10 protein-coding genes are annotated in these 12,888 nt (G+C 69.4%); 4 read left to right on the top strand and 6 right to left on the bottom strand.

All coding sequences use genetic code 11. The annotated features are described in order from the left end of the window. Window positions 1-10 precede the first annotated feature (10 nt). On the bottom strand, window positions 11-1,075 hold the full coding sequence (gene mtnA / locus GS424_RS07615) for an S-methyl-5-thioribose-1-phosphate isomerase (protein WP_160941706.1): 1,065 nt from the start codon (window positions 1,073-1,075) through the stop codon (window positions 11-13). 484 nt (window positions 1,076-1,559) lie between these two features. On the opposite strand from mtnA, the gene GS424_RS07610 reads away from it, so the two are divergent. The 3 genes from GS424_RS07610 (at window position 1,560) to GS424_RS07600 (ending at window position 6,444) form a co-directional block, all read left to right on the top strand. Beyond that, window positions 1,560-4,250, top strand: a complete 2,691-nt coding sequence (locus tag GS424_RS07610; protein ID WP_160941707.1) for a cation-translocating P-type ATPase — start codon at window positions 1,560-1,562, stop codon at window positions 4,248-4,250. Window positions 4,251-4,398: 148 nt separating this feature from the next. Next, window positions 4,399-5,352: a MarR family winged helix-turn-helix transcriptional regulator gene (locus tag GS424_RS07605; RefSeq protein WP_244977708.1), complete on the top strand. Its 954-nt coding sequence runs from the start codon at window positions 4,399-4,401 to the stop codon at window positions 5,350-5,352. A 138-nt stretch (window positions 5,353-5,490) separates the two neighbouring features. Then, window positions 5,491-6,444 carry a Fic family protein gene (locus tag GS424_RS07600; protein ID WP_160941708.1) on the top strand — a complete coding sequence of 318 codons (954 nt, stop codon included), beginning with the start codon at window positions 5,491-5,493 and terminating at the stop codon, window positions 6,442-6,444. Between the two features lie 47 nt (window positions 6,445-6,491). Here the strand turns inward: GS424_RS07600 and GS424_RS07595 are convergent, their stop codons facing one another. From GS424_RS07595 to GS424_RS07575, 5 genes are all read right to left on the bottom strand, one after another. Beyond that, a complete protein-coding gene (locus GS424_RS07595) occupies window positions 6,492-7,211 on the bottom strand; it encodes a hypothetical protein (protein ID WP_160941709.1) in 720 nt (239 codons plus the stop codon). 1 nt (window position 7,212) lies between these two features. Continuing rightward, a complete protein-coding gene (locus tag GS424_RS07590; protein ID WP_160941710.1) occupies window positions 7,213-9,072 on the bottom strand; it encodes an FAD-dependent oxidoreductase in 1,860 nt (619 codons plus the stop codon). Beyond that, entirely contained in the window at window positions 9,069-9,566 is a 498-nt protein-coding gene (locus GS424_RS07585) for an FMN-binding protein (RefSeq protein WP_160941711.1), read from the bottom strand. Before GS424_RS07585 ends, GS424_RS07590 begins: the two co-directional genes overlap by 4 nt. A 19-nt stretch (window positions 9,567-9,585) precedes the next feature. Then, window positions 9,586-10,197 carry a cytochrome c3 family protein gene (locus tag GS424_RS07580; protein WP_160941712.1) on the bottom strand — a complete coding sequence of 204 codons (612 nt, stop codon included), beginning with the start codon at window positions 10,195-10,197 and terminating at the stop codon, window positions 9,586-9,588. A gap of 396 nt (window positions 10,198-10,593) precedes the next feature. After that, entirely contained in the window at window positions 10,594-11,556 is a 963-nt protein-coding gene (locus GS424_RS07575) for a hypothetical protein (protein WP_160941713.1), read from the bottom strand. Window positions 11,557-12,182: 626 nt separating this feature from the next. On the opposite strand from GS424_RS07575, the gene GS424_RS07570 reads away from it, so the two are divergent. Next, window positions 12,183-12,806 carry a TetR/AcrR family transcriptional regulator gene (locus GS424_RS07570; RefSeq protein ID WP_160941714.1) on the top strand — a complete coding sequence of 208 codons (624 nt, stop codon included), beginning with the start codon at window positions 12,183-12,185 and terminating at the stop codon, window positions 12,804-12,806. The last annotated feature ends 82 nt before the right edge of the window (window positions 12,807-12,888 follow it).

Raw genomic sequence — 12,888 nt, 5'->3', positions numbered from 1 at the left:
GATCAGTATATCAGTATACCAGGCTCCCCGGCTCGAACGCGCCGCGCTCCGTGACGATGCGCGTGACGAGCGCGGCGGGCGTCACGTCGAACGCCGGGTTCCACACCTCGACGCCCGCGAGGGGCCGCGGCAGCACCTCGGCGGGGTCGCGCTCCTCGATGGGGATGCCCGCGCCGTCGGCGACGGACGCGTCGATCGTGGACGTGGGCGCGGCCACGTAGAACGGGACGCCGTGGTGGCGCGCGAGCACGGCCACGCCGTACGTGCCGATCTTGTTCGCGACGTCGCCGTTGGCCGCGATGCGGTCGGCGCCCACCACCACGGCGTCGACCTCGCCCCGGGCCATGAGGCTGGCGGCCATGTTGTCGCAGACGAGGGTGCAGGGAACGCCCGCGCGCGCCAGCTCCCACGCCGTGAGCCGCGCGCCCTGCCCCACCGGGCGCGTCTCGTCGGCGTACACGCGCTCGATCTTGCCCTGCGCGGCCGCCGCGTACACCACGCCGAGCGCCGTGCCGAAGAACGCCGTGGCCAGGCTGCCGGCGTTGCAGTGCGTGAGCACGCGGCTGCCCGGGCGCAAGAGCGCGGCGCCGTGGGCGCCGATGGCGCGGTTCGCGGCCTCGTCCTCGGCCTCCATACGTTTCACCTGGTCGAACAGCGCCTCGGCGACCTCGCTGGGCGCCGCGCCCCCGTCGAGCGCGCGAAGCGCCCCGTCGCGTGCGCGCTCCGCGGCCCAGCGCAGGTTGACGGCGGTCGGGCGCGCGCTCGCCACCGTCTCGGCCGCCCGCCCGAGGGCGTCCCGGTACGCGGCGCCCTCCCCCGCGCCCGCTGCGCCCGCCGCGGCCTCCTGCGCCCACAGCGCCACGGCCGCCGCCCCCGCCACGCCGATGGCGGGCGCCCCGCGCACCGCGAGCGCCTTGATCGCGTCCACCACGGCCCGCCAGTCGCGCGTCCGCGCGAACGAGAGCTCGGCGGGCAGCAGGCGCTGGTCGACGTAGGAGAGCGTCGCGCCGCCGTCGGCGTCGCGCGCGAGTTCCACGGTGCGCGGGAGGCGGTCGAGCTGGAGGTTCTCGGTCACGGGGCTTCCTTTCCTTCGGTGCGCCTATTCTACCGGAAAGCGCCCGCCTGCGGGAGCGCGCCGCCGCGCGCCGCGGCTTGCATCCGCCCGATGGCGCCTGCGTCTCGCCGGCTGCGCGGCAGCGACCTCTTGTGATGAGAAATCGGCTTTTTGGCAATCTTCAACCGCCCGGAGCGCCAGCTTCGAGGTTGCGGGAAATCGCGACCTGGGGTTTTGATCGAGAATCCTCCGAAGATGCGCGCGAAACCTGCCAAAAACCCGATTCCGCAACATGATGGGCCGGAAAACCGCGCACGCCGGCGGCGAGAAAGCGAAGCCGGTCGGTCAAGGGCCGGCCTTCGTCGCCGCGCGCGGCCCCGTCTGCGGGAAACGCGCCGCCCGAGCGTCCGATCGGTTACCGGCTCGTGACGGTTCGCTCCGAGCGGGCCGCAAGCGCGTATCGTGGGCGCAGACAACGCTGCAGCAATCGCGCAAAGGACGTTTCATGCCGAACCCTCAAACACCCAGCAACCAGCCCGCGCCCCGACCCTGGCACGCGGAGCCCCTTCCCGAAGTCCTCATCGAGCTCGACTCGTCGCTCGAAGGGCTGAGCGGCCTCGAGGCCGCGCGCCGCCTCGCCGCGCACGGCCCGAACGAGCTGAACGCGAAGCCGCCGCGCACGCTGGCGCAGATGACGCGCGAGCAGCTGACCGACCCCATGATCCTCATCCTCCTCGTGGCGGCCGTGCTGTCGGCGCTGTTGCAGGAGTGGGCGGAAGCCGGCATCATCTTCGCCATCGTGGTGGTGAACGCGGTGATCGGCATCGTGCAGGAGCGCAAGGCGCAGTCCTCGCTCGAGGCGCTGAAATCGATGAGCGCGCCCGAGGCGCGCGTCGTGCGCGACGGCGTGGAGATGGTGGTGCCCGCGCGCGACCTCGTGCCGGGCGACCTCGTGCAGCTCGGCGACGGCAGCATGGCGCCCGCCGACCTGCGCCTCGTCGAGGCGGCCGGGCTGCGCATGCAGGAGGCCGCGCTCACGGGCGAGTCGGTCCCCGTCGAGAAGGACGCCTCCGCCGTCGTGCTGCCCGGCGCGCCGCTGGGCGACCGGACGAACATGGCGTTCGCCACGGCCATCGTCACGGCGGGCCGCGGCGCGGGCATCGTGGTGGCCACGGGCATGGGCACCGAGGTCGGGCACATCGCCGGCATGCTGGAAGGCGACGACGAGCTGGACACGCCCATCAAGCGCAAGCTGGCCTTGTTCGGCAAGATCCTCACCATCGTGGGCGTGGCGGCGGCGCTGGCCGTGCTGGCCATCGGCCTCGCCTACGGCCGCCCGTTCGCCCCCTTGCTGCTGCTGGCCGTGTCGCTGGCCATCTCGGTGATCCCCGAGAGCCTGCCGGCCACGGCCACCATCACCATGGCGCTGGGCGTGCAGCGCATGGCGCGCCACGAGGCGCTCGTGCGCCGCCTGCCGGCCGTCGAGACGCTGGGAGGCGCCACCGTCATCTGCACGGACAAGACGGGCACCCTCACCGAGAACCGCATGAGCGTCGTGCGCGTGGCGCTGGGCCCCGACCTCGACCGCGACGAGGCGCTCGAGCCCGCAGCCGCCCTCGAGGAGCACCCCGACCTGTTCGGGTACCTCGCGTTCACCGCCGTGCTCTGCAACGACGCCGCGTTCGCCGCCGACGACGCCGACGCGCCGGGCGCGCCCGCCTTCATCGGCGACCCCACCGAGGGCGCGCTGCTCGTGCTGGCGCGCGACAACGGCATCGACCCCCTCGCGCTGCGCGCCTCCTACCCGCGCCTGGCCGAGCGTCCCTTCGACTCCGACCGCAAGCGCATGTCCACCGTGCACGAGCGCGACGGCGAGACCGTGGTCGCCGTGAAGGGCGCGCTCGACTCCCTGCTGCCTCGCTGCGCCTTCATCATGGACGGCAGCGGCGCGCGGCCGATGACCGACGAGGACCGCGCCCGCGCGCTGGCCGTGGCCCAGCAGCTCTCCGACGAGGCGTTGCGCGTGCTCGCCTTCGCCACCCGCGCCCTGCCCGGCGTGCCGGACGAGGGCGTCGACATCGAGCGCGACCTCGTGCTCATCGGCCTCGTGGGCATGATGGACCCGCCGCGCCCCGACGTGCGCCAGGCCGTGGAAACCTGCCGCACCGCCGGCATCCGCACCGTCATGATCACGGGCGACCACGCGTCCACCGCGCGGGCCATCGGCCGCGAGCTGGACATCTACCGCCCCGGCGACCTCGTGGTCACCGGCGAGGAGCTCGACGAGATGGACGACGCGGCGCTCGACGACGCGGCCCGCACCACCTCGGTGTTCGCGCGCGTGTCGCCGCTGCACAAGCTGCGCATCGTCCGCGCGCTGCAGCACGCCGGCGAGGTGACGGCCATGACGGGCGACGGCGTGAACGACGCGCCCGCGCTCAAGGCCGCCGACATCGGCGTGGCCATGGGCATCACGGGCACCGACGTGGCGAAGGACGCCTCCGACATGATCCTCATGGACGACCGCTTCACCACCATCGTCTACGCCGTGCGCGAGGGCCGCCGCGTGTTCCGCAACATCCAGAAGGTGGTGGCCTTCCTCGTGGCCGACAACGTGGCGCAGATCGTGGTGCTGCTCACCGCCGTGCTGCTGAACTGGAACGCGCCGCTCACCGCCGTCATGATCCTGTGGGTGAACCTCGCCACCGCGTCGCTGCCCGCGCTGGCGCTGGGCGTGGAGCCCGCCAGCCGCCACATCATGGAGCATGCGCCCATGCGCGTGAACAACCTGCTGGACGGCCGGCTCGCCCGGCGCGTGATCTTTCAGGGCGTGTTCATCGCGGCGCTCGCGCTCGTCGCCTTCGTGGTTGGCCAGAACGCCGGAAGCTACGCGCTGGGCTGCACGATGGCGTTCGGCGTGCTGGGATTCTCCCAGGTGCTGCGCTCGCTCAACCAGCGCTCCACCACCGACCCCATCTGGGACCGCGAGGGCGCGCGCAACCCGCAGCTGGGGCTCGCCGTGGCTGCCAGCTTCGCGCTCATGCTGATCGTGCTGCTGGTGCCTCCCTTCGTGGACGCGTTCGGCGGCACGGTGATGAACCTGTGGCAGTGGGCGCTCGTGCTCGGGTTCGCCCTGCTGTCCGTCGTGCAGACCGAGGCGGCGAAGGCCATCGGGCGCTTCCGCGCGCGGCGCTAGGCGCGCGGGTCGCGCCGCGCCGGCGGACGGGCCCGGCGCGGCGTGGAGAGTTTGCGCGGCTGCAAAGCGCGCCGGCCCCGTCCGTCCCCGGAAGGGCTACTATCGTTTCATCGCTGAAACGTTTTCCGAGGGACGGACGAGGAGGAGCATGGACGCCGCCGCAGGCATGCACGATGCGCACGACGAAGGGGATCTGAGGCTCGACTCGACGTTCTTCGTCGCCTTCGACCTCACCCATCGCGCGCTCAAGAGCGGGCTGGCCCAGGCGAGCGACCTCAACGTGACCCAGTACCGCATGCTCGTGAAGCTGCTGGCCGCGCGCCCTGACGGGGTGGCGCAGTCGAGCCTCGGCAAGCTGCTCGACCTCAAGCCCAACGTGGTGACGCAGGCGATGAACGCGCTGGTCGCCGCCGGGTTCGCCACGCGCAGCGGCGACGGCGCGGACGGGCGCGTGCGCACCGCGCGCATCACCGAGGCGGGCGTGGGCCACGTGGCCGAGGCGAACGCCTCCATCGTCGAGCGCCTGTACGCGCTGTTCCCCACCGAGGACGCGGTCTACCGCGGCATCCTCGAAGCGTCCATCGCCGCCGGCGCCAGCATCGACCCGCCGCTGTCCGGCGACGCGTCGTCGCGCTACGCCGCCTCGCGCGCGCTCGTGTCGCTCGAGCTGGTGAAGCGCGGGATGGAGGACGCCCTGCGCGCCACGTGCGGCGCGTCGCTCAACGAGTGCCGCGTGCTCCAGCGCCTCGGCGAGGTGGACGAGCCGCTGCGCATCGGCGACCTCGCCACCCAGCTGCAGATGACGGCCGTCACCGTGGCGCGCGCGGTGGACCGCCTCGTGGAGCAGGGCTGGGCGGTGCGGTTGGCCAGCCCGCGCGACCGCAAGGCCGTGTTCGCGGCCGCCACCCCCCAGGGCGAGCGGCAGCAGAGGGTCGTCGCGCGCACCGTCGACCTGCTCGCCCGCACCCAGCTGTGGAGCCGCCTGGACGGCGAGCAGCGCCGCGCGCTCGCGCGCACCTGGCGCGTCGTCATCGCCGACGTCCAAGCCCGCAAGGAGGCCGACCGCAAAGCCGCCCTCGGTCAGCTGCACCCTATTGAGTAAGGAAGCGGGCCCGGCACGGCACGGCCCGCGGCGCGGGGAGAGGCACGCGGCTCGGCAGGCCCGCCCCTCTCGCCTCCTCCTTCATTTTTACCGCCAATGGCGGTAAAATATTGGCGGTAAAACTAAAGGAGGAATCCCATGCCGTACGAACCGCCCTTCGAGTCCACCGATGAGATCACCGCAATCGCCTTGGATATCGCCGAGATGGTGGGGCGGCTCGCTCCCGATTCCGCCCTATCGTCTTCGCCCGTCCTGCACCGCAAGCTGCGTATCCAAACCATTCATTCCTCCCTGGCAATCGAGCAGAACACGCTCACGATGGATCAGGTGACCGATATCATCGACGGCCAGCGCGTCCTCGGTTCGCCCGACGAAATCCGGGAGGTTCAGAATGCCAAGCGAGCGTATGATCTGCTTCCTGCCTGGGATCCGCGCAGCATGGACGACCTCCTCGAGGCCCACGGCATCATGATGGAAGGCCTGCGCAAGGACGCAGGAACGCTCCGGATGAAAAACGCAGGCGTGTACGACGGAGATCGTCTGATCCATGCAGGAACCCCCGCATCCTACGTGCCCGAAGTCATGGCCGACCTGTTCGGATGGATAGGCTCGACGGAGCTCCATCCGCTTTTGGCCTCATGCGTGTTTCATTACGAATTCGAATTCATCCACCCGTTCTCCGACGGAAACGGTCGCGTCGGAAGGCTTTGGCACACGCTATTGCTAGCACGCTGGCGCACCGTACTCGCCTGGCTACCGGTCGAAAGCATGATCCGCGAACGTCAAAGCGAGTACTACGCCGCATTGAACGAATCGAACGCAACCGGATCTTCGACGGCTTTCGTCACCTTCATGCTCTCGGTTATCCATGATGCGATGAAACCTTTCTGCACGCAGGAAAGCAGGGAGGAGGCGCTAGAACGCAGCATCTTGAGCCTCATAGCCGCTCATCCCTCGGCCACCGTCGCCGAAATCGCCGAAGCCGCAGGGATGGCGAGACGCACGACGGAACGCACGATCGCCTCGCTCAAAGAAAGCGGACGCGTCCGGCGCGTCGGTAGCCCGCGCGCCGGACGCTGGGAGATCCTTTAAGAGAAGCAGGAGCGAGAAGCACCCGCCCCGCAAAGGACGATTCCCGATCAGGCCTTCTTCGCCAGCGCGGCCATCCCGAACATGATGGCCAGGTTCGCGACGACGTCGGCGGCGAACCAGCCGCCCACGGCCGCCAGGCTGATCGACGCCGCGTTGATCGCCGAGAACGTGCCCACGGTGAGCACCATGACCACGAGGCCGCACACGAGGGCCGCCAGCACGAGGTTCCAGCCCGCGCGCTTCTCGTCGCGCGCCCGCGCGAGGCACGCGCACACCGTCATGGACGCCGCGCCCAAAAGCGTGCCGAGGAACGCCGCGAACCCCACGAGCGCAAGCACGAGCACCGGCGCGGACGGCAGCTTCGAGCTCATGGAGCCCACCTGCACGGCCGACAGGATCCCGCTCACGGTGACCAGCAGGCACACGATGGCCACGAGCGCCGTCGCCCAGCCCCACAGAAACGCCGTCGCGGGCCTGCCGGCGCCGTCGCTTCGGCGCGCGAACAGCAGGCCGTACAGCGCGACGCCCGCCGTGGACACGACCATCGCCAGCGACGCCGCGTACATGAACGCCACGAGCGCCGACCCGGTGAGGATGGAGCACACGACGTCCAGGATGGGCACGTCGGCCGCCGAGATGTAGTCGTAGGAAAGCGTGCCGGTCAGATCCATCACGGCCAGCCCGATGCGCCCCACGACCGTCACCGCGAGCGCGATCAGGAACAGCATCGCATAGGGGCGGGCCATGCCCTTCAAACGCTGCATCATGCTACTCCCCTCCCTTCATCTCGTTGGCGACCGCGTACGTGCCGCACAGGTACCCGCCGCAGAACGCCAGGCTCACGTCGCCCAGCAGCGATCCCAGGATGGGGTCGCCGATATAGCTGTTCTCGCCGCACGCGCCGCCGGCCGTGTGCCACCCGGCGTACAGGCCGGGGATCACGGTGCCCTTCGTGGATACCACCTGCATCTCGTCGTTGATCAGGAGGCCCGCCTTCGTGCCGTACAGGTTGCCGCCGATGCGGCAGCCGTAGAACGGCGGGGCCTTGATGGCGTGCAGCCACTCGGGCGGCATGGGGTACAGGTAGTCGTCCTCGCCGCGCTCGCACGCCTCGTTCCACCTCCCCACGGCCTCGACCAGCACGCCGGGGGCGAACCCCAGGTCGCGCTCCAGCTCCTCCAGCGTGTCGCGCTTCTTAAGCACGTCGGCGTCGATGGCGTCCTGCACGCCGTGGTGCCAGTCGCGGTAGTGCTCGGGCACCTTGTCGATCTGCTCGAGGTCGGGCGTGATGAGCTTGCGGCAATGCTCCTGCGCGAAGCCCGCCAGGTGGTCCTCGTAGTGCGCGTCGAAGATGATGTAGGAGCGGTGCCCCGGCGGGGTCATCTGGATGGTGGCCAGGTCGCCCAGCGCGTAGATGGCGTTCGCGCCGTCCTCGCCCACGCGGCTGTCCATGTAGCGTAGGCGGTTGCCGCAGCGGTCGACGGTGAACCACGGCTGGCGCGACAGCTGCGTCATGCCGTCGTACAGAAAGCGCGCCCACTGGCCGCCCTCGGCCTCCCAGTCCACGCCGCCGTCGAAGCTCGCCGAGCTGTTGAAGCCCGACACGTCGGCGTTCACGCCCAGGCCCATGCGGAAGCACTCGCCCGTCTCGCCCGCCGTGAGGTAGCTGCTGGCGCAGCCCATGGCCGCCGTGGGGATGTAGCGCTGCAAGAGCGCCTTGTTGTTGCAGAACCCGCCCGCCGTGAGGATGACGGCGCGCTCGGCGTGGATGTACTTCTCCTCGCCGTAGCCCTCGCGCACTGCCACGCCCACGATCCGCCCGTCGCCGTCCTGCACGAGCGCCTCGGCCGGGCTTTGGAAGAGGTACTGCACGCCGTGCTTCTGGCCGAAGCTGAACATGGCGTCGGTGGCGTCCTTCATCTTCAGCACGTGGTGGTCGAGCGTCGAGTTCTTCGGCGCCACGTACACCGGCACCTCGCCCAAGCGCCAGCGCACGCCGCAGTCGCCCATCCAGTCGATGCACGTGCCGCCCGCCTCGGCGATGCGGTAGATGAGGTGCGGGTCGGCCGCGTAGTGGTACTCGTCGATGGCCCAGTCGGCCAGCTTGCGCGCGTCGAACGGGTAGGACGGGAACGCGAAGCGCTTGGACTCCTGCAGCTTCGAGCCGCCGAGGATGGCGCACATGCCGGCCTCCTGGGCGTTGCCGCCGTGCAGGCCCATGGCCTCGACGCAGATGGTCCGCGCGCCCTGCTCGGCCGCGCGCGCCGCCGCGTTCAGCCCGCCGCCGCCCGCGCCCACCACGCAGATGTCGCACTCGTAGTCCCAGGCCGCGGGCACGGCCCGCGGAGGTATGGGGCTCGCGTCGTCGGCTGGGAAGGCCGCGCCGTTGTGCTCGCGGTACGTGCCGTCCGACCACGAGGCGTTCGTGGCGGCGCTGTCGGGCACGGCCACGTCCTTCGAGCCGTCGGCCGCCCAATCGCCGATCGCGCCCTCCTGCACGGCGTACGCGGCGCTCGGCATCGCCGCCGCAGCCGCTGCGGCGCCCATCGCCGCGCCCGCCTTCGTCAAGAAGTCGCGCCGGGACAGCGCCGCGTGCGCGCGTCCCCGCTCAGGTGCCTGCTCCGTCATCGGGACCCCTCCTCATCCTGCGTTGCGCCCGCGGCTTCCGCCTGCGAAAGCGCGTCCTCCACCGCCTGCCTGACGCCCGCCGTCGTGATGGTGGCGCCGCTCACCGCGTCGATGTCGGCGCCCTGCGCGGCCTCGATCATGGCCGCGAACCTGCCGTCGCGGACGGCCTCGTAGCCGCCGCGGCTCTGGCTCTCGCCCTCCTGGGTGGTTTCCAGGCAGGCGATGCGGTTGTCCTGCACGAGCAGCGTGACGGTGATGGAGCCTTCCATCCCCTTGCCCGTGCCCGTGTACACGCCGTCGGCGAGGGTGCCCTCGGCCTTCGCGGCCGGGTCCGCCTGCACCTCCTGCGCCCACGGGTCGTCCAGGCGCATGGCCAGCTGCTCGGCGCTCGCCGCATCCTTCGAGCCCGATCCCTCGAACCCCGCGCCGCAGCCCGACATGCCCGCCGCGAGCACGGCGGCCCCGCATACGGCCGCTGCCGTCTTCTTCATCATCGTTCCTCCTTCTCGCGCCCTACCGGGGGCTTTCCCAGCCGTCGGGCACCGCGTAGTCGTGGCAGGCGTTGCAGTACATATACGACGACCCGTGCGCCCCGTGGCAGTTGCTGCAATCGATGGCCTCGCCCTGGTGCGATGCGTGCGGGTTCACGCCCGCCTCGCCGCCCCAGTCCTCGGTGGCCGCCTTCACGTCCTCCCACTCGTGGCAGCCGGCCGTGGCGCACATCGTCTTGTCGGCCGTCACGCCCTGCACGGTCAAGCGCCCTGTCTCGTCGGTGGCGAAGTCGCCGCGCACCCAGGCCAGCCCCTCGGCCACCTGCTCCTCGACCTTCGCCTCGTGGCACTCCAGGCACGTGACGTCGGCGCGCTCGTGCGCGTTCGCCATGAGCGTCGCGTCGTCGAAATAGCCGTCCACGTAGGCGTCCATCGGGTCGTGGCAGATGGCGCTGCAGAAGCTCGGCTGCTCGTGCCACGTCCAGAACCCGACGCCCGCCGCCAGCACCACCACGGCCGCGACGCCGACGACGATCGGCCAGCGCCTCCGCTTCCCGCTCCGCTTCGGCTCCCCGGCGGCGCGCTCTGCGTTCGCGTCGGCCCCGTGCGCCTCCGTTCCCGTCTTCTCCTCCATGCGTCCCTCCTCCGTTCCGCGTCTTTTACTTCACTTGTGTTTCTTTTTTATTTCATTGTTGAACTTCTTGTGCATGCTAGCATCTTTCGCCGAAGGGCGAAACCCGCCGTTGACACCGGCTGACGTTCCGTCAACGAAAGCCCGCCTGCCTATCCCCTCGCCGGGGGGCGTCCTCTGCCAAGTCCTTGAGTTATGCACCCTTTCGGAAGCAGAAACCCCCATTAAACCCTCGGTTCCCGAGTTATGCACCCTTTCGGAAGCGTCCGCAGAGCCAACGACGCATTTCGTCGGATTCCCACCAGGGGATTTGCATGTCCAGCACCTTCATCGGTTCAACGAGCAGCTTCTTCGCCTGCCACGAGGGTGCAAAACTCGAGAACCCGGAAAGGAGGGCGCTCAACGGCGCACAAGCAGGCGATGCAGCGCTATGCGTCGCTCGGCCCATCTATCCCATTCCGAACCGAACTTCTTGCCAAGGGCGTCCGCCACCAACAGGGCCACGCGTTCGAATTCGTAATAATTCCTCGCCTGTCCCCACGTCAGGCTCACGACGCGTGTTCCCAGATGCTCTATCCCGTTGCGGCGGACGGCGTCTTCCGCCATCTTCCGCTCGCCTCGGTGATGCTTGTCGCTTTCATACTCGACGGAGATATTCGCCTGCGGCCAATACAGATCAGGAAGATACGCCGATTGCGGCAATGCTCGCCGGTCCTTTCGCGCGACCTCGAACCGACGGTTCAACTGGGGCCTCGCAAGCCCGAAGCCTCCCATGCGCGGATCGAGGACCATCGTCTCGGCCGCGTCGGTTTCCATCGGGGACAGGGAATCGTCGCACACGTAGCGCACGGCGCGCTTCAAGGCGGCCGCACCGCGCAGCCCTTGAGCCCGATCCGCGAACGAAGCGAGGGACGCGACGCTCGCGGCAGGCGGCATCGCCACCGTTTCGCCGGCTCGCCCCCGGGGCAGCCGGTAGTGGCCGCACAGTTCGTACAAGAGCTCGACGAACAAGGGAAAGCTGGTCGAGCTAGCCGCTTGGACGCAAGCGAGCTCGGGCGAGGATACCATGACGTCGCGCGACGCGCGCACGAACGACCCTTCCGGCAGTGCGCGCGAACACACGTGGAAGGCCGCCCGAGGACACCGCCTCCTCGACAGCGCACGAGGCACGAGAAGGTGGACGGGCAGCGAAAGCCAACCCAACCCCGCATCCGCGAGCGCGGCGAGATCGGCGACGCGAAACCCGGCGTCCCCAACGTCCGGCGAGCCGAAGGGCAAAACCGCCCGCGCACGGCGCGCACGGGTGGGAGGACAGGTTCTCCAGTATTCCAAAGCAGACGCTCCGGCAAGGTAAAGGGTCACGGCGCCATCCTTCCGCGAGATGTTTTCATTCGTGGCATTTTACCTGTTCATACGTCATTTTTCTACCATATCACGCGCTGGATCCGCGCTGGATCGACGTCGAAAACGCGCTGGATCGACGTCGGAGCCGCGCGAGGAAATCGTCAGATCCGCGCTGGATCCGCATCCGATGCGCCGTGCGTGGCGCTTGCAGCCGCTCCACGCACCTCGGTTCCCGAGTTATGCACCCTTGCGGCAAGCGTAAAATCTCCCCGAAACGCTGCATGAGCTGCAACGCTGGCCAAACTCGCAGGTCGAGCATGCGCCAATCTTCAGCAATGCTCGCAACCCTGATGAAAAAGGGTGCATAACTCTCGAACAAGGCGAAATTAGGGCCGTTTCGCTGTCAGCAGGGTGCATAACTCGGGAACTTGTCGTCAACCGGGAACGATGCGCAAGAAGCCGCGCTCGACAGACACCGTTCGAAAGACGCCGCGTAAGGAACGCCCTCCTCCGCGGCGGCCGAGCGCGGCGCCGACGCGTTCTCCCTGTTGACGGATTGTCGAAAGTGTCTATTGACGCTCTGTCAACGAGGGGCGTATGCTGCGCTCATCAGGGGATCGAAGGCAAGCGGCAAGGAGGGCAGCATGGAAACCGCAAGCGACCGAGCGCGCAACGCGGCGTCGGCCGAACGGCGCGCCGACATCGTGGCCGCCGCCCGCGAGCTGTACGAGGAGCAGGGGCTCTCGAAGACCTCCGTGCAGGACATCACCAACCGCGTGGGCGTGACGCGCTCGCTGTTCTACCACTACTTCCCCGACAAGGACGCCGTCACCTCGGCCGTGCTCGACGACTACGTGGCCGACTTCCTCGAGGCCACGCATTACTGGAACGCGCAGCGCCATCCGGGCGACATCGAGAGCGCCCTCACGAGCGTCGTGAAGCTCATGCGCCTCGGCGTGTTCGAGCACGACGCGTTCCGGCGCTCGCTCGCCTCGCGCGAGAACGCGGCGCTCTACATCGACTTCGTGAACCGCGTGGCCGACCGCATCGCCACCTACATCGTGGAAACCACCGTGCGCGACTACGGCGCGCTGCACGAGATCCGCATCGAGCACGTCTACGAGACGTTCTACGTGCTCATCCTGGGGATCGTGGGATACCTGCGCATGCACCCGGACGCCGACGACGAGGTTCTCAAGGACATCATCGCCCAGACGCTGCACATGGACCGCGGCGCGGGCCGGAGGGGCGCGGCCGAAGGCGGCTAGAACCCGCGCGGAAGCGATCCGCGCACGGCGGCACCAACCATCTCATCTGCGGAAAGAGCAGGCCGGAAGGCGGCCTGTGCGA

This window comes from Eggerthella guodeyinii (assembly GCF_009834925.2).
Lineage (GTDB): Bacteria > Actinomycetota > Coriobacteriia > Coriobacteriales > Eggerthellaceae > Eggerthella > Eggerthella guodeyinii.
This window is presented reverse-complemented; position numbering and strand designations above follow the sequence as displayed.

Coding starts and splice junctions, on each gene's coding strand:
- GS424_RS07610 (WP_160941707.1), top strand. CDS start 1,560: ATGCCGAACCCTCAAACACCCAGCAACCAGCCCGCGCCCCGACCCTGG.
- GS424_RS07605 (WP_244977708.1), top strand. CDS start 4,399: ATGGACGCCGCCGCAGGCATGCACGATGCGCACGACGAAGGGGATCTG.
- GS424_RS07600 (WP_160941708.1), top strand. CDS start 5,491: ATGCCGTACGAACCGCCCTTCGAGTCCACCGATGAGATCACCGCAATC.
- GS424_RS07595 (WP_160941709.1), bottom strand. CDS start 7,211: ATGATGCAGCGTTTGAAGGGCATGGCCCGCCCCTATGCGATGCTGTTC.
- GS424_RS07590 (WP_160941710.1), bottom strand. CDS start 9,072: ATGACGGAGCAGGCACCTGAGCGGGGACGCGCGCACGCGGCGCTGTCC.
- GS424_RS07585 (WP_160941711.1), bottom strand. CDS start 9,566: ATGATGAAGAAGACGGCAGCGGCCGTATGCGGGGCCGCCGTGCTCGCG.
- GS424_RS07580 (WP_160941712.1), bottom strand. CDS start 10,197: ATGGAGGAGAAGACGGGAACGGAGGCGCACGGGGCCGACGCGAACGCA.
- GS424_RS07570 (WP_160941714.1), top strand. CDS start 12,183: ATGGAAACCGCAAGCGACCGAGCGCGCAACGCGGCGTCGGCCGAACGG.